This window comes from Streptomyces carpinensis (genome assembly GCF_002154505.1).
GTDB classification, from domain to species: domain Bacteria; phylum Actinomycetota; class Actinomycetes; order Streptomycetales; family Streptomycetaceae; genus Streptomyces; species Streptomyces carpinensis.
In genome coordinates this window covers 21,488-39,758 of the sequence record NZ_MUBM01000035.1, presented here as the reverse complement: position 1 = coordinate 39,758, position 18,271 = coordinate 21,488, and the positions used below count along the sequence as shown (strand labels likewise).

The 18,271-nt window shown below is 71.8% G+C and carries 18 protein-coding genes and 1 pseudogene; 12 read left to right on the top strand and 7 right to left on the bottom strand.

The window, feature by feature from the left end:
• Window positions 1-158 precede the first annotated feature (158 nt).
• The 6 genes and pseudogenes from BZY54_RS06060 (at window position 159) to BZY54_RS06035 (ending at window position 5,675) form a co-directional block, all read left to right on the top strand.
• Window positions 159-932: an SDR family NAD(P)-dependent oxidoreductase gene (locus tag BZY54_RS06060; RefSeq protein ID WP_086723495.1), complete on the top strand. Its 774-nt coding sequence runs from the start codon at window positions 159-161 to the stop codon at window positions 930-932.
• A 59-nt stretch (window positions 933-991) separates the two neighbouring features.
• A complete protein-coding gene (dgoD, locus tag BZY54_RS06055; RefSeq protein WP_086723494.1) occupies window positions 992-2,137 on the top strand; it encodes a galactonate dehydratase in 1,146 nt (381 codons plus the stop codon).
• A 72-nt stretch (window positions 2,138-2,209) separates the two neighbouring features.
• Window positions 2,210-2,854 carry a bifunctional 4-hydroxy-2-oxoglutarate aldolase/2-dehydro-3-deoxy-phosphogluconate aldolase gene (locus BZY54_RS06050; protein ID WP_086723493.1) on the top strand — a complete coding sequence of 215 codons (645 nt, stop codon included), beginning with the start codon at window positions 2,210-2,212 and terminating at the stop codon, window positions 2,852-2,854.
• Window positions 2,851-3,864: a sugar kinase gene (locus tag BZY54_RS06045; RefSeq protein ID WP_279634660.1), complete on the top strand. Its 1,014-nt coding sequence runs from the start codon at window positions 2,851-2,853 to the stop codon at window positions 3,862-3,864. Before BZY54_RS06050 ends, BZY54_RS06045 begins: the two co-directional genes overlap by 4 nt.
• A gap of 61 nt (window positions 3,865-3,925) precedes the next feature.
• A pseudogene (locus BZY54_RS06040) lies at window positions 3,926-4,849 on the top strand (SMP-30/gluconolactonase/LRE family protein).
• Between the two features lie 106 nt (window positions 4,850-4,955).
• Window positions 4,956-5,675: a FadR/GntR family transcriptional regulator gene (locus tag BZY54_RS06035; RefSeq protein WP_086723492.1), complete on the top strand. Its 720-nt coding sequence runs from the start codon at window positions 4,956-4,958 to the stop codon at window positions 5,673-5,675.
• Between the two features lie 32 nt (window positions 5,676-5,707).
• Here BZY54_RS06035 and BZY54_RS06030 read toward each other — a convergent pair whose 3' ends face one another.
• Window positions 5,708-6,094, bottom strand: coding sequence for a nuclear transport factor 2 family protein (locus BZY54_RS06030; RefSeq protein ID WP_086723491.1), 387 nt, complete (start codon window positions 6,092-6,094; stop codon window positions 5,708-5,710).
• An 83-nt stretch (window positions 6,095-6,177) separates the two neighbouring features.
• Here BZY54_RS06030 and BZY54_RS06025 point away from each other — a divergent pair, with 83 nt between their 5' ends.
• The 3 genes from BZY54_RS06025 (at window position 6,178) to BZY54_RS06015 (ending at window position 9,670) form a co-directional block, all read left to right on the top strand.
• Window positions 6,178-6,822, top strand: coding sequence for a TetR/AcrR family transcriptional regulator (locus tag BZY54_RS06025; protein ID WP_086723522.1), 645 nt, complete (start codon window positions 6,178-6,180; stop codon window positions 6,820-6,822).
• 171 nt (window positions 6,823-6,993) lie between these two features.
• On the top strand, window positions 6,994-8,412 hold the full coding sequence (locus tag BZY54_RS06020; protein WP_086723490.1) for an MFS transporter: 1,419 nt from the start codon (window positions 6,994-6,996) through the stop codon (window positions 8,410-8,412).
• A gap of 415 nt (window positions 8,413-8,827) precedes the next feature.
• Window positions 8,828-9,670, top strand: coding sequence for a CAP domain-containing protein (locus BZY54_RS06015; RefSeq protein WP_086723489.1), 843 nt, complete (start codon window positions 8,828-8,830; stop codon window positions 9,668-9,670).
• Window positions 9,671-9,794: 124 nt separating this feature from the next.
• On the opposite strand, the gene BZY54_RS06010 is transcribed toward BZY54_RS06015, so the two are convergent.
• Window positions 9,795-10,211, bottom strand: a complete 417-nt coding sequence (locus BZY54_RS06010) for a VOC family protein (protein ID WP_086723488.1) — start codon at window positions 10,209-10,211, stop codon at window positions 9,795-9,797.
• Between the two features lie 9 nt (window positions 10,212-10,220).
• Window positions 10,221-10,634 (bottom strand): helix-turn-helix domain-containing protein, encoded by a 414-nt coding sequence (locus tag BZY54_RS06005; RefSeq protein WP_086723521.1) that lies wholly within the window; start codon window positions 10,632-10,634, stop codon window positions 10,221-10,223.
• 339 nt (window positions 10,635-10,973) lie between these two features.
• Here BZY54_RS06005 and BZY54_RS52830 point away from each other — a divergent pair, with 339 nt between their 5' ends.
• Window positions 10,974-12,479 carry a hypothetical protein gene (locus BZY54_RS52830; protein ID WP_244216987.1) on the top strand — a complete coding sequence of 502 codons (1,506 nt, stop codon included), beginning with the start codon at window positions 10,974-10,976 and terminating at the stop codon, window positions 12,477-12,479.
• Between the two features lie 60 nt (window positions 12,480-12,539).
• On the opposite strand, the gene BZY54_RS05995 is transcribed toward BZY54_RS52830, so the two are convergent.
• Both BZY54_RS05995 and BZY54_RS05990 read right to left on the bottom strand, forming a co-directional pair.
• The gene (locus tag BZY54_RS05995; protein ID WP_244216986.1) at window positions 12,540-13,301 is read right to left on the bottom strand and encodes an IclR family transcriptional regulator; all 762 of its coding nucleotides are present in this window, start codon (window positions 13,299-13,301) and stop codon (window positions 12,540-12,542) included.
• 80 nt (window positions 13,302-13,381) lie between these two features.
• A complete protein-coding gene (locus BZY54_RS05990) occupies window positions 13,382-14,707 on the bottom strand; it encodes an MFS transporter (protein WP_086723487.1) in 1,326 nt (441 codons plus the stop codon).
• Window positions 14,708-14,781: 74 nt separating this feature from the next.
• On the opposite strand from BZY54_RS05990, the gene BZY54_RS05985 reads away from it, so the two are divergent.
• On the top strand, window positions 14,782-15,741 hold the full coding sequence (locus BZY54_RS05985; protein WP_244216985.1) for a 2-hydroxyacid dehydrogenase: 960 nt from the start codon (window positions 14,782-14,784) through the stop codon (window positions 15,739-15,741).
• A gap of 111 nt (window positions 15,742-15,852) precedes the next feature.
• On the opposite strand, the gene BZY54_RS55810 is transcribed toward BZY54_RS05985, so the two are convergent.
• Window positions 15,853-15,930: a hypothetical protein gene (locus BZY54_RS55810; RefSeq protein WP_483025143.1), complete on the bottom strand. Its 78-nt coding sequence runs from the start codon at window positions 15,928-15,930 to the stop codon at window positions 15,853-15,855.
• Between the two features lie 342 nt (window positions 15,931-16,272).
• On the opposite strand from BZY54_RS55810, the gene BZY54_RS05980 reads away from it, so the two are divergent.
• On the top strand, window positions 16,273-17,187 hold the full coding sequence (locus BZY54_RS05980; RefSeq protein ID WP_086723486.1) for a LysR family transcriptional regulator: 915 nt from the start codon (window positions 16,273-16,275) through the stop codon (window positions 17,185-17,187).
• A gap of 119 nt (window positions 17,188-17,306) precedes the next feature.
• On the opposite strand, the gene fdhD is transcribed toward BZY54_RS05980, so the two are convergent.
• The gene (gene fdhD, locus BZY54_RS05975) at window positions 17,307-18,143 is read right to left on the bottom strand and encodes a formate dehydrogenase accessory sulfurtransferase FdhD (protein ID WP_086723485.1); all 837 of its coding nucleotides are present in this window, start codon (window positions 18,141-18,143) and stop codon (window positions 17,307-17,309) included.
• Window positions 18,144-18,271: the final 128 nt, after the last annotated feature.

The window sequence follows — 18,271 nt, the reverse complement described above, 5'->3', positions numbered from 1 at the left end:
CGGGGCCACTTGCCTCATGCACCCTCTTGGCAAGCCTGATTAATTAATATTTAATGGCTTGAGCTGGTCGTTCAACGGCCCGCCTCCGTGTCGTCCCAGTCATCGCAGTTGTCGCAGTCATCGCAGTTTTCGCACCAGAGCCGCCCGGGAGCTTGCGCGTGGAGCCTCACCGCCTTGTCGAAGGCCGATTCACCGGCCGCTGCGTCGTCGTCACCGGGGCCGCCTCGGGAATCGGCGCCGCCACCGCACACCGGCTCGCCGCCGAAGGCGCCGCCGTGGTGCTGACCGATGTGCTCGACGAGCCGGGTGAGGAGACGGCCGAGGCCATCAGGAGGGCCGGCGGCAGGGCCGTGTACCGGCACGGCGACGTCTCGGACGAGGTGGCGTGGGCCGGTGTCGCCGCCACGGCACGCGAGCGGTTCGGCCCTGTCTCCGCCCTGGTCAGCAACGCCTACATCGCGCACGTGGCCGCCGCCGACGCGATCGACCGGACGGAGTGGGATCGCCAGCTCTCGGTCAACCTCACCGGCACCTTCCTGGGCTTTCGCGCATGTCTGGAAGACCTCCGCGCCACCGGTGGCAGCGCCGTGTTCGTGTCCTCCGTGCACGCTCTCGTCGGCATGCCCGGACGCCCGGCCTACGCTGCGGCGAAGGCCGCACTGACCGGGCTGACGCGGCAGCTGGCGGTCGAGTACGGCGCCAGGGTGCGCGTGAACGCCGTGCTGCCCGGACCGGTGCTCACGCGCGCCTGGGAGGAGATCGCCGAACAGGACAGGAAGGCCAGCGCGGAACAGACCGCGCTGGGACGTCTGGGGCGGCCCGAAGAGGTGGCGGGCGCCATCGCCTTCCTCCTGAGCGCGGATGCCTCGTTCGTCACCGGCGCCTCGCTCGTCGTCGACGGGGGGTGGAGCGTGCTGAAGACCTCTTCGTAGGCCGGGGCGCGTGCCGACCGCGTGACCTCTCTCCACCACCCAGCGCAGGAGCGTTCCCCTTGAAAATCACCCGCATCGAGACCTTCGCCGTCCCGCCCCGCTGGCTGCTGTGCCGGGTCGAGACCGACGACGGCGTCGTCGGCTGGGGCGAGCCGGTCGTCGAGGGCCGGGCCGCCACGGTGCGTACGGCCGTGTCCGAGCTGGCCGAACTCCTGATCGGCCGGGACCCCTTGCGCATCGAGGACCACTGGCAGGTGATGACCAAGGGCTCCTTCTACCGGGGCGGTCCGGTGCTGTCCAGCGCCGTGGCCGGGCTGGACCAGGCCCTCTGGGACATCGCGGGCAAGGCGCTGGGCGTACCGGTGCACGTCCTGCTCGGCGGGCCGGTGCGCGATCGCGTGCGCGCCTACAGCTGGGTGGGCGGCGACGAGCCCGCCGAGGTGGCCGATGCCGTGGCCGCCCAGGTGGAGGCGGGCTTCTCGGCGGTCAAGATGAACGCCTGCGGCAGGATGAGCCGCCTGGCGACGACACGGGACATCGACGAGGTGGTGGGGCGGGCGGCCACGGCACGGGAGGTGCTGGGCGGCGACAGGGACTTCGCCGTCGACTTCCACGGCCGTTTCACCGTGGCCAACGCCCGCAAGGTCCTGCCGCACCTGGCTCCGTTCAACCCGCTGTTCGTGGAGGAGCCGGTGCTGCCGGAGTACACCCACCTGCTCGGCGACCTGGTCGCCGGCTCTCCGGTGCCCATCGCCACGGGCGAGCGGCTGTACTCCCGGACCGACGTCCTGCCCGCCCTGCAGGCGGGTGTGGCCGTGCTCCAGCCGGACCTCTCGCACGCGGGAGGCATATCCGAGGTCCGCCGCATCGCCGCGCTCGCCGAGACCTTCGACGTTCCCGTCGCGCCCCACTGCCCGCTGGGCCCGGTCTCGCTCGCCGCGAGCCTGCAGATCGCCTTCAGCACCCCCAATTTCCTCATCCAGGAACAGAGCATCGGCATCCACTACAACGAGGGCGCCGAAGTACTCGACTACCTCGTCGACCGCGAGGTGTTCCGCTTTCACGACGGGTGCTTCCTGCGCCCCACCGCACCGGGCCTGGGCATCGAGGTCGACGAGAAGGCGGTACGCGCGGCGGACAACAGCAGCCCGGACTGGCGGGGTCCGATCTGGCGGCACCCGGACGGCTCGTTCGCCGAGTGGTGACAGCAGCAGCCCACACCCACCACACCGTTGCCGCCCTCCCTTCCGCCCCCCCAGACTTCAGGAGCCGCGCCCGTGGACCCGACCGACTTCACCACCCGCCTGAGCCGTGACCGGCTCGCCGCCATCGTGCGCGGACGCTCGGCACACGCGGCTCTGCGTACCGTGCTCACGCTCGCCGAGGAAGGCGTCGGGCTGATCGAGGTCTCCCTCACCACCGACGGCGCCTGCGACGTGATCGCCCAGGCCGTCCGAGAGGTCGGCGAGGACGCCTTCATCGGTGCGGGCACCGTCGTCAGCCGGGACGATCTGCTGCGTGCACAGGACGCCGGCGCCGCATGGGTGGTCACCCCCGCGGGAGGTGACGGCGTCACCGCCGCCGTAGAGCAGGGGCTGCCGGTACTGGCCGGGGCGCTGACCCCGACCGAGGCCGTCTCCGTCATGGCGACGGGCGCCACCGCCGTGAAACTCTTCCCCGCGTCCCTGGGCGGACCTGCCTACCTCAGGGCGCTCAAGGACCCCTTCCCCGACATGCCGCTGGTTCCCGTCGGGGGCGTGGACGCGGACGCCGCGACGGAGTACCTCTCGGCCGGAGCCCTCGCCGTCGGTGTCGGCTCGCCGCTCGTCGGCGACGCCGCCCACGGCGGGGACCTGGAGCAACTGCGGCACCGGGCCCGGCGGTTCCGTTCCGTCTGCCGGCGAGAGGAGCCGCGCTCGTGAACCCGCAGGCGACCGCGGCGCCCGCCGCACGGCCCGTGGCGGCCGACGTCCTGACCTTCGGCGAGACGATGCTGTCGCTGCAGACCGAGGGCCCCGTCAGCACCGGCGCCCTGGCCCGCACCACGCTCGCCGGCGCGGAATCGAACGTCGCCATCGGACTCGCCCGGCTGGGCCACCGGGTCTCCTGGGCCGGCCGCCTGGGCGCGGACGAGCCGGCCCGCCTGATCCTGCGCACACTGCGCGGCGAAGGCGTGGACGTACGCCACGCCACGACCGACCCGGAGGCGCCCACCGGTTCCATGCTGCGTGAACGCCTCGTCGCCGACGTCGCCCGCGTGCACTACTGGCGTACCGGCTCGGCCGCCTCCCGTCAGCGACCCGAGCATCTGACCGAGGCCCTGCGGGCGGGCGCCCGCATCCTGCACGTCACCGGCATCACCTGTGCCATCGGACCGGGGCCCCGCGCGGCGGTGACGGCCGCCGTCGAGCACGCACGCGAGCACGGCTGGACCGTCGTCCTGGACGTGAACCATCGTGCCCGACTGTGGAGCCGGGACCAGGCCGCCCAGGCTCTGCGTCCCCTGCGCGACCGCATCGACGTGGTCATCGCCTCGGCCGACGAGCTCCCCTTGATCGCCGGCGACGACGCCACCGCCGCCGAGGACGACGCCGCCGCCGAGGACGCCCGGGTCGCGGAACTCCTGGCAGCCGGGGTGCGCGAGGTGGTCGTCAAACGCGGCGGCGACGGCGCCGATCTCCACGGCTCCGACGGCCGGCGCCTCCGCCGGCCCGCACACCCCGTGCCGGTCGTCGACACGGTCGGCGCCGGGGACGCCTTCTGCGCCGGGTACCTCTCCGGGCTTCTGGACGGCCTGGCACCGGCCGAGCGGCTGCGCCGTGCGTGCACCACCGGCGCGTTCGCGGTCGCCACCGCCGGTGACTGGGAAGGGCTGCCCCACCGCGACGAACTCACCGTGATGGACGCCCCGCCCGGCAGCGCCATCCGCTGACCCGCCCGGCGGCGCCACGCCGACCCGCCCCCTCGCTCGCGCATCCCCGGAGACACCCGCCATGCCCCCGCACAGCAGCATCCCCGCAGTCGACGCCACCGCCTTCGAACCCGCCGCCACGGACCGGCTCGAACTGGGGGAAGGCCTCCGCCTGCTCGACGACGGCCGGATCGTCCTCGTCGACATCCTCACCGGCCGCCTCCTGGCCCTCCCCACCCACCGCGACGCCCCGCTGACATCCCTCGCGCGACTCGAAGTCCCCCTGGGCGCGGTCGCACCCGCGCGCCGCGGGGGCGGATTCCTCGCCGCCGCCGGTACCGGGCTGGTGCGCCTCACCTCCGAGGGCTCGCTCATCCGCGCGAGGTCCCTGCCGGGCCTGGACGGGCCGCCGCCCCGGCGGATGAACGACGCCGTCTGCGACCGGCAGGGCCGGATGTGGGCCGGCTCGATGGCCTACGACGCCACCCCTGGCGCGGGAGCCCTGCACCGTGTGGATCCGGACGGGACCATGGTCACGGTCCTCGAGAACCTCACCGTGCCCAACGGTCCGGCTTCAGCCCCGACGGAACCACCATGAATCTGGCGGACAGTGCGATGGGCACCGTGTACGCCTGTCGCGTCGACCCGGTGACGGAAAGCTCTCCGCGACCGCCGCGTCTTCTTCCGGCTCGCCCCCGGCACCGGCAGCCCGGACGGCATGACCGTCGACGACGAGGGCCGGTTGTGGTCGGCCGTCTGGGGTGCCGGCCGGATCCGCTGCCACGCACCCGACGGCACGCTCCTGCTGACCGTCCCCGTTCCCGCGCTCCAGCCCACGAGCGTGTGCCCGACGGGAAGCGAACTGCTGGTGACCACGGCCCGGTACGGCCTGGACGCCCCGGCCCGCTGGACGGTGCGGTGCTGTCGGCCCCCTGCCGGGTCACCGCACCCGCGGCGCCGCCCCGTGATCAGCGGCCCCACGACACAACCATCGATGAATTCATAAATAATGGCCAGCGATAGACTTCCATCGGCACAGCGGGAGAAGCTCTGCGAGACTCGCGCCGATGGCCCGGCAGGTCCCACCGACCCACTCACCCAAGGAGAATCGCATGGCGTCCTACTCCGGCCGAGGCGTGCACGGGCAGGTCGTGCACAAATTGGGCGCCCGCATCGTGGGAGGAGAGTTCGCCGAGGGCGAGATCCTGGACATCGGCGCGCTCGGGAGCGAACTGGACGTGAGCCTGACCGTGATGCGGGAGGCCCTCAAGGTGCTGGCCGGCAAGGGGCTGACCGACGCACGGCAGAAGCGCGGCACCTACGTGCGGGAACGGACCCACTGGAACCTCCTCGACGCCGACGTGATCCGCTGGCGCATGGAGACGGGCGACGGCGCCCAACTGATGCGCGACCTCGCCGACGTACGCTCCATCGTCGAACCGGCCGCGGCGCACCGCGCCGCCCTGCACCGCACCGACGCCGACCTGACCGCCCTCGAGGCCGCCCTGGACGCCATGGGCCGGGCGCAGGTGGACTCCGCCGCCGCGGCCGAGGCGGACGCCGCCTTCCACCGCGCCCTGCTCGCCGCCACCGGCAACGAGATGCTGCGCCGGATGGACATGCTCCTGGAACCCGGACTCAGGGAGCGCGACCGCATGGTCCACACACACAGCGACGCCGACGACCCGGTTCCCAGCCACCGTGCGGTCCTGGACGCCGTCCGGGACCAGGATCCCGCACGCGCCGAGTTCGCCATGCTGGACCTGCTGGCCAAGTCCGCCGAAGATCTCGAACACGTGGCCCACCTCCCGGGCGCCGCACCGCACTCCTGAGAACCGGCACGGACGCGTTCCCCGACGGCGGGTCAGAACATGCCGTTACGGTTCCTCGCCTCGTCCGGGATCTGCTGCATGACATCCCAGTGCTCGGCGATCCTGCCGTCCTGCATGCGGAAGATGTCGACGATGGCCGCCCCGGGCCCGCCGGGCACCCGGACGCCGTGGACGTGCGCGATCACATGGTCGCCCTCGGCGAAGATCCGTTTCACCTCGGCTCGCAGGTGGGGGAACCTCTCCTTGAGCGATTCGACGAACTCCCGGAAGCCTTCCAGCCCATCGGCGATCCGGGGGTTGTGCTGCACATATCCGTCGCTGAGCAGTTTCGACGCGGTGCCGAAGTCCTTGTCGATGATACCGGCCTGATAGAAGGCCAGCACCGTCTGCCTGTTCTGTTCGAGCCGGGCGTCCGACATGGCTCCCCCTCCTATATGAACAGCTGTAGCGCTACAACTGTAGGGCAACGCCCGCGCGGATACCATCGACTCTCGTGAACGCCATGCCACCGACCGGCAGACAGCAGCGCGGGCGGAACCCCCGCGGCGAGGGCAACCGCCTCCGCGAGGAGATCATCGCCGCCACCCTCCGCCTCCTGGACGAGCTCGGAGGCGATCAGGCCCTGTCGCTTCGCGCGGTCGCCCGTGACATCGAGGTCGCGGCGACGTCCGTCTACCTCCACTTCCCGGACCGCGACGCGCTCGTGCTGGCCGCGCTGGAGCGCTGCCACCAGGACCTCATGCTGGCCGTCCAGCGAGCCGAGACCGCCGCCGAGGGGCCGGTCGCCCGGCTGCGAGCCGGGACTCTGACGCTCGGGACATGGGCGCACGACCACCCCGGGCTGTACAAGGTGCTGCACGAGAGCACCCTCAACCAGCGTGCGGACATGCGCTTCAAGGAGGAACTCGCGCTCACGACCACGGCCGCCGTCCGGCGGTGCATGGACGCCGGCCTGGCTCCCCGTGACGACGCGGCCGTGGTCGCGCTGGATCTGAGGGCCGCCGTGCACGGCGCCGTCTCGATGCGTGTCAACCAGCCGGATCTCCCGTGGCCGCCGCTGGAGGAACAGGTGGACCGCCTGCTGACCAAACTCGTCGGCGTGGCGCCCGAAGACTCCGCGGACCCTCGGAGTGCCGCAGGCCGGTAGGCGTCATCGCACCCGCCGCCGGACAGCCCGAGACGCCGTACCGCCGAGTCGCGCCGAGCACCGGGCGAGGCACCACGGAGTAGATTCGTACTCCTTGGTTTCCTTCTGTTCCTTGAGTTCCTTTTCGTTGCTCTTTGCGTCGACCCTCCGTGGACGGGATGGAGTTGGGACGTGACGTTCGCGGAGTCGGCCGGTGCCGGTGGGCCCGTGCCTCCTGCCGGATCGGTCTCGAAGTCCGGGCGGCGGTCCCGGGCGCCGCTGCTGGCGGTGTGCACCGGGTATTTCATGGTGATCCTCGATGTGACGATCATCAACGTCGCCGTGCCCGTGGTGGGCCGTGAACTGTCCGCCTCGGTCACCGGCATTCAGTGGATCACGGATGCGTACACCTTGGTCTTCGCCGGGTTCCTGATGACCGGTGGTGCGCTGGGCGACAGGCTGGGGAACCGGCGCGTCTTCTGCTCGGGCGTGGTGGTGTTCACGGTGTCGTCTGCCGCGTGCGCGTTCGCGCCGAACGCCCGCTTCCTCATCGCTTCCCGACTCGTGGAGGGGCTCGGCGCGGCGCTGATCGTGCCCGGTTCCCTCGCCCTCCTCCAGCAGGCCTACCCGGCCCCGGCCGCACGTTCACGAGCCTTCGGGCTGTGGGGCTCGATGGCGGGCATCGCGGCCTCCGCCGGGCCGCTGCTGGGCGGGCTGCTGGTCTCGACGGTGGGCTGGCGGTGGGTCTTCCTCATCAACCTGCCCGTCGGCGCGGCCTGTCTGGCGCTGACGCTGCGGCATGTGTCCCGCTCACCCCGGGACGCCGACCGCGCCCTGGACTGGCCGGCGCAGTGTGCGGTCGTGGCGGCGGTGGCCCTGCTGACCGCCGCGCTCAACGAGGCCGGACGGCGCGGCTGGTCCGACCCCGCCGTCCTCGCCGGGGTGGGCCTGGCCGCGTCGGCGGCCGCGGCGTTCGCGGTGCGCGAGCGGCTGGCCGGATCCCCCGCCCTCCCTCCGAGCGTGCTGCGTTCGCGCGCGATGAGCGGCGGTGCCGCCATCGGCCTGCTGTTCAATTTCGGCTTCTACGGCATGGCGTTCACCGCCAGCCTGGACTTCCAGCGCCGACGGGGCTTCAGTGCCCTGGACACCGGGGTGGCCCTGTTCCCGGCCGTGGCGATGACCATGTTCGCCTCCGTCCTGTCCGGGCGGCTCACCCGGCGCACCGGCGATCGTCCGCTGGTGGTCTCCGGCATGCTCCTGGCTGCGCTCGGGCTGGCCGGCTGGGCCGCGGCCGGAGCCGATCCCGCGTACCCGCTGCTGGTGGTGCCCATGATGGCCGCGGGGTTCGGTACCTCCTTCGCCCTGACCGGCTCGACGGCCACGGTGATGGCGGCCGCGCCCGCGGGGTACGCGGGGGCCTCCTCCGCCCTGTTCAACACCACGCGACAGATCGGCAGCGCCACCGGTGTGGCCCTGGCGGGCAGCCTGCTCGCCATGAACACCGCCGACGCGGCCGGGCTGCGCACGAGCATGGCCATCGGCGCGCTCGCCTACCTCACCGCCGCGGGTCTCGCACGGGTGTGCGTGCCGTCGAAGCACAGGGACGCGTGACAGCAGCGGAGGGATGCGTGACATCAGTCACAGGGAATCCCGCAACTATGCGCCTCGGGTAGTAGATGACCCACTGATGACATATAGGACTTGTCCGGCTTGATACGGGCCCATGCCGTGGCGGGTGCGACGGGGTCTCACCTGCTCGGCGCTGCCGTTGGTTCTGCTTCGCATGCGGGTTTCTGACGGCAAAGCAGGATGGCGCGAAGGCCGCAGAAGACCGATCAGCACGCTTCCACTCGCCTTTGCAAGGGCCAAGCACGCCTACGAAGGCCGTTAGTAGGGAGAGTCTTTGTGCTTCCTGTAAAGCCGTCCTAAGAATGACGATCACAGCACATCGCCGCAGTTCAGAAGCGAACTCCGCGCGGAGCCGGCCACGTAGGGAGTGCTCGGCGATCACCGAGTGAGGTCACGCATGAGCAAGCATCGTAAAAAGCAGCCTTACCGGCGGATAGTCATCGCCACCGCCGCCATCGGCGTAGTGGGGGTGCCGTCCGTCGCCTTGGCCTGTGCCGACTGGCCGGGCAGCGGAGGAGAACAGTCCTACAGCGCCGAGCACAAGGCGACCCCGGCACACTGGCAGCACGGCCGCACGGACCGGCACCACGACGGGAAGCACGACCACCACGGTCACCAGGACGCCCAGCCGACCCCGGCAGCGACGAAGACCGCGACCGCCCCGGCGAGCGCGCCCAGGACCACCACGCCCAAGCCCAGGCCCCCCGCGCCCAAGCCCAGCAGCACCGCGCCTGCGCGCACGGTGCACACCACCGCGCCCCGGCCCACGGCAAGCCGTCCTTCGAACGCGCCCAAGGCCACCACAGCCCCCGCCGCCGCGACCCCCACCTCGCCGAGCACCCCGAAGGCCACCGCTACGGCGTCCGGGGCCACCGCCCGCGTCGTGCAGCTCGTCAACGCCGAGCGCGCGAAGGTCGGTTGCTCGCCCCTGACCGTGAACGCGGAGCTCACCAAGGCCGCACAGGCGCACAGCCAGGACATGGCAGGCCACCAGAACATGTCGCACACCGGATCGGACGGGTCGTCCCCGGGCGACCGGATCACCGGTGCCGGCTACTCCTGGAGCTCGTACGGCGAGAACGTCGCCTACGGCTATTCGACTCCGGAGCAGGTCATGGCGGCCTGGATGTCCAGCCCCGGCCACAAGGCCAACATCCTCAACTGCGGGTACAAGGAGATCGGCGTCGGTCTGGCACAGCCCGGCAGCTACTGGACCCAGGACTTCGGCACCTCCCGCTGACACTCCGGTCGCCCTCGCCACCGGTCAGGGCGGCGTGAAGAGGGCTGCGGCCACCGACGAGGATCGTGAGTCCCGTGGACGAACGGGGATCAGTCGGTGGCCGCCGGACGTGCGGGACGGGAGCTCAGCGCTTGCGGGGCTGGTTGAAGCGCAGCATGTTGCCGGCCGGATCGCGGAAGGCGCAGTCGCGGACGCCGTACGGCTGGTCGGTCGGCTCCTGCAGCACCTCGCCGCCCGCGGCGCGAATGCGCTCGAAGGTGGCGTCGCAGTCGTCGGTCTGGAAGATGACGGCTCGCAGCAGGCCCTTGGCCAGCAGTTCCGCCATCGCCTTCCGGTCGGCGGGCGAGGCGCTCGGGTCCGCGAGGGGCGGTTCGAGGACGATGTCCACGTCGGGCTGCGAGGGCGCACCGACGGTCACCCAGCGCATCCCCTCGTACCCGACATCGTTGCGTACCTCGAGGCCGAGGACGTCCCGGTAGAAGACGAGCGCCTTGTCGTGGTCGTCGACGGCGATGAAGCACGTCGAAAGCTTGATTTCCATGTGCTCACGCTACGAGTGGGTGACGGGTTTCGCTCTCCGGACCGGTCGCATCTGAATCTTGGCGATGCACGCCGGGATGGCGGCGCCCTCGTCATGGCGGCGAGCCCGGTACGAGCTCGGGCTCTCGCCGACCAGCTCGGTGAACCGCGAGCTGAACGACCCCAGCGACGTACAGCCGACCGCGAAGCAGACCTCCGTCACCGACAGGTCACCCCGCCGCAACAGCGCCTTGGCCCGCTCGATCCGGCGCGTCATCAGGTAGCTGTAGGGCGTCTCCCCGAACGCGGCCCGGAAGTTGCGGGAGAAATGGCCCGGCGACATGAGGGCGACACGCGCCAGCGCCGGAACGTCGATCGGCTTCGCGTAGTCGCGGTCCATCACGTCACGGGCTCGGCGCAGTCGGACGAGGTCTTCCAGCATCACCGGACCAGCATCGCACAGGCAGCTTTCCGTCTCGGGCAGCGCCGTCCCGCCGCCCTGCGCCGTGGAGCCGGTCGCCGTGCCGGTCAGGATCCGGACGGCACCGGCCATGTGGTTCTCGCCCATGGCGCTGATCAGCAGTTCGGGCTTTCCGTCGCCGGTGGTGTACGGCGCTGACGGCAGGGTCGCGCCCGTGGACAGGCCGGGCCAAACATCGGCAAAGACCGTCGCAGGCGAGGCGGCGGCAGGTCCATGAACGTGTCCACGGCACCTAGGATCAACCGTGCTTTTGGCATGTCCGCGACCGGGGCATGCCGGTCGATCCCTTCATGGAAGGTGCCAGTGGCACTCATACACAGACCCAGGCTCGTCGCTGCCGTCGCGGCGGCGGCAGCCGTACTCGCCACGCTCACGGGGCAGGCCACGGCCACGGCGGACTCGCCGACGGTGACCAAGCTGACGCTCGGCGCCGATCAGTTCAAGATGACCGACACCAGCTACGTGTCCGCCACCGACAACCTCTACACCCACCACCTGACGAACCACGCCGGTCTCACGGACGTCATCACCACCGACTACACGAAGAACTCGGCCGGGGCGACGGACAGTTGGCTGGGCCTTCGCTCGATGCGCTCCTGCACCGGCGACGAGACCAAGGCACTGCCGCCGGCGACGACCTCGACCGCCTGGTGCTGGTCCTCGGCACACGCCGACGACACCACGGCCCGGTGGTGGCCGCAGGGTCTGAGCACCACCGGAACCGCCGACGGAGCCGACGGGGCCATCCAGGGCGACCACGTCACGGCCGTGGTCTGGCACTACCGGACGTTCGCCCGTGACGCGGCCTCGGACACCACCGGCTGCAAGTCGAACAACCTGCTCAAGCTGACGTTCATCGACCGGGACACCGGCAAGTACCGCCACGTCCTGCTCGCCGAGCCCACCAGCACGTCGTCGAGCGCCTCCGACTTCAAGTACGTCACCGGCCACGGCGGCGGCATCGTCTGGTACGCCAACTACATCTACGTCACCGACACCGCGCACGGCATCCGCGTCTTCGACATCAACAAGCTCGCCAAGGTCGACGACTACGGTTCGGGCCTGACGACGTACGGCATCCACAACGGCCGCTCCAGCGCGTGCGGTTACCCGTACGTGCTGCCCGAGGTGCACTACTACCAGCAGTCGGGCACCCCGTCCGCGTGCGACTCCGACGCCGACAACGGCGTCCTCGACCCCGCCCACCTCTGCTACTCGTGGCTGTCCCTGGACAAGACCGGCGGCAGCCCGTACAAGCTGGTCACCGGCGAGTGGTACGGCGGCGTCGACGGCGGCCGGGTGGTGCGCTACCAGCTCAACCCGGCCGGCGCGGCCACCTACCCCGGCCTGCTGAACATGTCCGGCGGCAAGACCGTCATCGAGGACGCCTACGCCGCCTCCCGCTACCGGGGACTGCAGGGCGGCATGACCTGGACCGACGGCCAGGGTGTGCTCAACTTCGCCTTCCACAAGGGCTGCGGCACCCTGCCCGGCGTCTTCTCGCACACCTGGGCCGGCGACACCAGGGCCGGCACGACATGCGCCGCGGGCGGCAACTGGGCGGCGGGTCCGCCGCAGGCCCTCAGCTACTGGCCCAAGCTGGACGCGACCCAGGTCGACGAGCTGTGGGGACTGACCGAGGGCATCTGCCCGAGCAACTCCCTGAAGACCGCCTATCCCGAGGACTTCGCGGACGTCACCGACGCACGTGACGTCTGCTACGCGCACAACGACAGCACGACCACCACGTCGCTGCGCACCGTCTTCGCCGTCGGCTTCACCGACCCGGCGGTCCAGAACCTCCACTGACACCCGGCCGTAGGGCCACGCCCGCACGTACCGCGCGGGCGTGGCCCTACGTGCTCGGCCTCAGGGCGCCATGTGCGCGGCGATGTCCTCCACGCACTGCCGCAGGGCGGGCGCCTGGGCGCGCAGTTGGCCGGCTTCGGTCAGGATGACCGTGGCCGCGAGAGAGACGGCCAGGGGCGGAGTGCGCTCGGGGACGTGCGGCACCGCCGCGGCGATGGAGCGGACGCCGATCTCGTTCTCCTCGTCCACCTCGCCCCAGCCCCGCTCCCGCACGAGTGCCAGCTCGGCGCGGAGCCGGTCGGGGTCGGTGATCGTGCGGGGTGTCACCTGCGGCAGCGGTCCGCGAAGAAGGTGCTCGCGCTCCTCCTCCGGGAGCCCGGCGACGAGGGCCTTGCCCAGCGAGGTGGCATGCCACGGGTTGCGGGTGCCCTCCGCGCTGCGCAGTTGCAGGTGCTGGGTTCCCTGGACGGAGAGCACGAGCAGGACGTCGGTGCCGTGGAGGATGCCGGCGATGACCGGCAGGCCGGTGCGCGCGGCGAGCCGGCGCATCGGGGCGGCGGCCGCGGAGTAGCCGGCCGGTGAGCGCTGGAAACCACGGGACAGCTCCAGGACCCGCCAGCCCAGGGCGTAGCGCCGGGCGTCCTCGTCGTAGGTGGCGAACCGCTCCTCGACGAGCCGGCCGAGGATTCGGTGGGCGCTGCTGACGGGGAGCTCGGCGGCGCGGGCGGCGGCGCTCACACCCAGTCCGGCGGGGTGCTCGGCCAGCACGGTCAGCAGCCGCAGTCCCCGGCCCAGCATGTCGTCGCCGGTTGGTGTGGTCACCGTGTGCGCCTCCGTGTTCTGTGCCGCCGTCACGGCCGGGTGCGGCGGCCGTCGTGCCCCGCTCGGCCGCCGCGTCGAGATCACCGTACCGGGACCGGCCGGGAGGCCGTCCGGTCGGGGACCGCCAGGGTCAGCACCGCCGCGACCAGGGCGCAGACGGCCATCAGCCCGAAGGCGCCGGCGTCGCCGAGCTGCGTCCCGCGCACCCAGCCGACCAGGTAGGTCCCGGCGAAGGAGCCGAGTGCGCCGAAGGAGTTGACGAGCGCGACGGCGGCGCCGGCGATGCCGGGCGGGGCGAGCGCCGAGACCAGGGCGAAGTACGGTCCGTACGGCGCGTACAGGCACAGACCCGCGACGACGAGCAGGGCGAGGGCCACCGGGAAGTGGTCGCCGGCGGCGTAGGAGGCGAGGAGTGCGAGGCCGCCGCAGGCCAGCCAGGGCCACACGGCGGCGCGGCGCCGGCCGCTGCGGTCGGACAGGCGGGAGTTGAGCAACATGGCGCCGGCCGCGCAGGCGTACGGGATGGCCGTGAGCAGTCCGGTGGCGCCGATGCCCTCGCCCGAGCCCTTCTTGATGATCGCGGGGAGCCAGAAGACGAAGCCGTACATGCCGAAGGACCAGAAGAAGTACTGCGCGGCCATGGTGAGCACCGGGGCCGAACGCAGCACCGTGCGGTACTGGCGGCGCAGGGTGCCGGACACCGGCGGCGCGGCGGCCTGTTCGGCGGCCAGGTCGGAGCGCAGGAGTGCCAGTTCGTGTGCGGGCAGCCGGTGCGCCTGCTCGGGACGGTCCTTGATGAGCCGCAGGCAGCACAGGCCCCACAGCACGGAGGGCACGCCTTCGGCGACGAACATCACACGCCAGTCGGAGGCCGACACCAGCCAGCCGGAGACCGCCGACAGCCACATCACCGTGACCGGGTTGCCGAGGATGAGGAAGGTGTTGGCACGTCCTCGCTCGCCGCGCGTGAACCAGCGGCCGAGAAGCATGACCATCGACGGCAGCACCGCGCCCTCGACGACGCCGAGCGCGAAGCGGACCGCGATCAGCTGAGCGGGGCTGCTGAGCAGTCCCTGCGCCATGGCGAGCAGCCCCCAGGCCACGGTCGACCAGGCGACCATCCGGCGAGCGCTGCGCTGCTCGGCGTAGATCGTCCCGGGGATCTGGAAGAAGAAGTAGCCGAGGAAGAACGACGCGGCGATCAGGGAGTCGGCCCCCGCGGACAGGTGCAGGTCGTCGGCCATGCCGCCGGCGGACGCGATCGCGTAGTTGGACTTGTCGAGATAGGCGAGCGAGTACGTGACGAACGCGACCGGCATCAGGTGGCGGGCGCGGGCGGACCTCCAGAAGCCGGAGTGCGCGGCCTGGGGCCCGGCGGTGTCGGTGGCAGGTGACGTCGCTGTCATCCCTGACCCCCTGTTTTCCGTGAGATGGAAAGTGTTTCACTGGACGGGAAGAACCGTACGAGAAGGAGAGCCCGATGACCAGAGCCCTTCACGACACCGCCACCGACGCCACCGACGTACTCGTCCCGTGGCCGGACATGGACCGGCGGCACGGGCCCTGGCCCGCGGGTGTGCGGGTGCACGTCTGGGACGGCGTGACGCCGGGCAGCGAACCCGCCGCGGACCTCCTGGCCCGTGTGGGCCTGTGGGTCATGCCCTACGCCGTGCCGGACGCCGTGCGCCTGCTGCCGCGGCTGCCGCACCTGCGCGCGGTGCAGTCGCTCAGTGCCGGTGTCGAAAAGCTCCTGCCGCTCCTGCCCACCGGGGTCGGCCTGCACAACGGCCGCGGCCTGCACGACGCGTCCACCGCCGAACACGCCCTGGGCCTGATCCTCGCCGCCCAGCGCGATCTGCCGCGCTGGGTCACCGACCAGACCGCGGGGCGCTGGGAGCCCCACTTCACGCGGTCCCTCGCCGACGCGACGGTGACGATCGTCGGCTACGGCTCCATCGGCGCCGCCCTCGAACGACGCCTGCTGGCCTGCGAGGCCCACGTCGTCCGCGTCGCCCGCCGGGCACGCCCCGGCCAGGACGTGCACGCCGTGGCCGACCTGCCCGGACTGCTCCCGGCCACCGACATCGTCGTCCTGGTCCTGCCCGAGACCCCCGGCACGGCCGGGCTCTTCGGCGTCAAGGAGCTGGCCGCCCTGCCCGACGGCGCCCTGGTCGTCAACGTCGGCCGTGGCCGCACCCTCGACACCGAGGCGCTGCTCGACGAGACCCGCGGCGGCCGGCTGCGGGCCGCGCTGGACGTCACCGACCCCGAACCCCTGCCCGCCGACCACCCCTTGCGCCAGGCTCCCGGTGTTCTCATCACCCCTCACGTCGCCGGTGGCTCCGCCGCGTTCCGCCCACGCGCCGAACGCCTGATCGTCGAACAGGTCCACCGTTTCGCGACCGGCCGCCCTCTCCTGCACCCCTTCCCACGCGACTGACCCGCCTCGCGCACGGCTGCGTGCCGTGGGGCGGGTCAGCGGCGGCTCCGGCCTCACGGCACGCGGGCCCGTCGATCCGGCTCGCGGCGCGCAGGCCCGTTCCCCCGGAGGTCAGGACTGGGGGCGTCGCCCGTGGTTCGCCTGGTGGTTGCGGCGGGACTTCTTCTTGCGGCGTCGCTTCGAGGACATGGGAACCTCCTCGTGATGGGGGCGTATGCCGTTGCGGTCCGTCGCCCATATGCGGGCATAACAGGCATTCCCATCGTGCATCCTTCCACAAGGGACCTGGTGCCGCGATTCCGGTTCACGCCCCGGGGCGCCTTCTCCGACGGCATCCGGGTGCCCGGGGACATCGGCGGCGAGGGCGTCCCGGCCACGCTCGCCGACGGAGCACCGAGGGTGCGTTCGCCCAAGTGCCGCCGGTCCATGGCGCTGGATCGACGTCGGCGCCACCGGTGCCTGCACGGTGCAACGGTCCGTGCCCGCGCTGCACGACTGGCGTTCCCGCAGGCTGTCGGGTAGACCCATGGCGTGCTGTTCCGTCAACTCGAGTACCTCGTGGCCCTCTCCCGGGAGCGCCACTTCGCCCGTGCCGCCCAGGCCTGCTACGTCTCCCAGCCGGCTCTTTCGGAGGCGATCCGGAAGCTGGAGGAGGAACTGGACGTACCGCTGGTCAGGCGCGGCCGGAAGTACGAGGGGCTGACACCCGAGGGCGAGCGCATCGTGGTGTGGGCGCAGCGGATCCTGGCCGACCGCGACGCCCTCAAGGACGAGGTGGGCGCCCTGCGCACCGGCCTGAGCGGCAGGATGCGGATCGGCGCGGTCCCGACCGCCACCGGCGCGGTGTCGCTGCTGACCAGCCCGTTCTGTGCAGCGCACCCGCTGGTCACCGTGGAGGTCATGGCGGACCTTCAGTCCGACGACATTCTCCGGCAGTTGCGCAACTTCGAGATCGACGCCGGAATCACCTACCTCCACAGGGACCTGTCGGAGAACTTCCGGACGGTCCCGCTGTACCAGGAGCGGTATGTACTGCTGACCACCTCCGCCGGCGGCCTGGCCCACCGGGCGACGGCCACCTGGACGGAGGCGTCGCGGCTGCCGCTGTGCCTGCTGACCGGGACCATGCAGGGCCGCCGGGTGCTGGACGAGGTGTTCTCCGAGCTCGGACTGCGGCCCGCGCCCCGGGTGGAGACCGATTCGGTGGCCGCGCTGATCGCCCACGTCAGGACCGAGCAGTGGGCCAGCATCGTGCCGCACGCCTGGCTGCACGTCTTCGGGGTTCCGCACGGCATGCGGGCGGTGCCGCTGGTGGAGCCCGCCAGGGCGGTGCTGGTCGGTCTGGTGACCACCGCCCGTGAGCCGGGGTCGGTCATGGCCCGCGCGCTGACCGAGATCGCCCGCCGCACCGACATCGCCGCCGCCCTGGAGGGCACGGGCTCGTGATGCGCGCTGCCGGGCTCGGTGCCCCGGTCGGTGAGTCGGTGGACCGGGGAGCGCGGTGGGCGGACGGCGAGCGGGTGGCCGGACGGCCAGTGCGGTGGGCGGCGTGTGCCTCGCCGGGGTCAGCCCACAGGCTGCGGTTGCAGGCGTTCGCCTCCGGTGTAGACGTTCATCGAGGCCCCACGCAGGAAGCCGACCAGGGTCAGTCCGCTCTCCGTCGCCAGGTCCACGGCCAGCGAGGAGGGAGCGGACACCGCCGCCAGCATCGGGATCCCCGCCATCACGGCCTTCTGTACCAGCTCGAAGGAGGCTCTGCCGCTGACCATCAGCACCGTCTCGCGCAGCGGCAGCAGCCCCGACCGCAGGGCGTGTCCCACCACCTTGTCCACGGCGTTGTGCCGGCCCACGTCCTCCCGCAGCCAGAGCAGTTCGCCCTCGGCCGTGAAGAGCCCCGCGGCGTGCAGGCCGCCGGTGCTGTCGAACACCCTCTGGGCCGCCCGTAGCCGGTCGGGAAGGGCCGCGAGCAGTTCCGGCCCGACGCGCAGCGCGTCCTCGGCCACGGACCAGGCCGCCGAGGTGCGCACCGCGTCCAGACTCGCCTTGCCGCACAGCCCGCACGAGGACGTGGTGTAGAAGTTCCGCTCCAGTGACGCGTCGGGGGCCGGCACGCCCGGAGCCAGGGCGACGTCCACCAGGTTGTAGGTGTTGCCGCCTTCCGCGGTGGCGCCCGCGCAGTAGCGGATGCCCCGCACGTGGTCGGCCGCGTGCACCACGCCCTCGCTGACCAGGAACCCGGCCGCGAGGTCGAAGTCGTCACCCGGGGTGCGCATGGTCACGGTGAGCGGCCGCCCGCCGACCCGGATCTCCATGGGCTCCTCGGCCGCCAGGGTGTCCGGGCGATACGTGGACACCCCTTCCCGAATGCGCAGCACCCTGCGCCGCACGGTCACGCGCCCCATGGTCCGAGTCCTCTCCGCGGAGTCGCACTCCGCCGGTGTGGTGCGGTCGAGCTGGTTCGATGATGGACGGGCACGCCGCGCATGTCGTCGGGACGGCGCCATCCGGGTCCCGGAGCCCGGCGGCCTGA

Bases quoted from the DNA above. Each gene is read 5' to 3' on its own strand.
- BZY54_RS06030 (WP_086723491.1), bottom strand. From the start codon at position 6,094: ATGTCGGACGCCCGGCTCGAACAGAACAGGCAGACGGTGCTGGCCTTC.
- BZY54_RS06035 (WP_086723492.1), top strand. From the start codon at position 4,956: ATGGCGTCCTACTCCGGCCGAGGCGTGCACGGGCAGGTCGTGCACAAA.
- BZY54_RS05985 (WP_244216985.1), top strand. From the start codon at position 14,782: ATGACCAGAGCCCTTCACGACACCGCCACCGACGCCACCGACGTACTC.
- BZY54_RS05990 (WP_086723487.1), bottom strand. From the start codon at position 14,707: ATGACAGCGACGTCACCTGCCACCGACACCGCCGGGCCCCAGGCCGCG.
- BZY54_RS55810 (WP_483025143.1), bottom strand. From the start codon at position 15,930: ATGTCCTCGAAGCGACGCCGCAAGAAGAAGTCCCGCCGCAACCACCAG.
- BZY54_RS06015 (WP_086723489.1), top strand. From the start codon at position 8,828: ATGAGCAAGCATCGTAAAAAGCAGCCTTACCGGCGGATAGTCATCGCC.
- BZY54_RS06010 (WP_086723488.1), bottom strand. From the start codon at position 10,211: ATGGAAATCAAGCTTTCGACGTGCTTCATCGCCGTCGACGACCACGAC.
- fdhD (WP_086723485.1), bottom strand. From the start codon at position 18,143: ATGGGGCGCGTGACCGTGCGGCGCAGGGTGCTGCGCATTCGGGAAGGG.
- BZY54_RS06025 (WP_086723522.1), top strand. From the start codon at position 6,178: ATGCCACCGACCGGCAGACAGCAGCGCGGGCGGAACCCCCGCGGCGAG.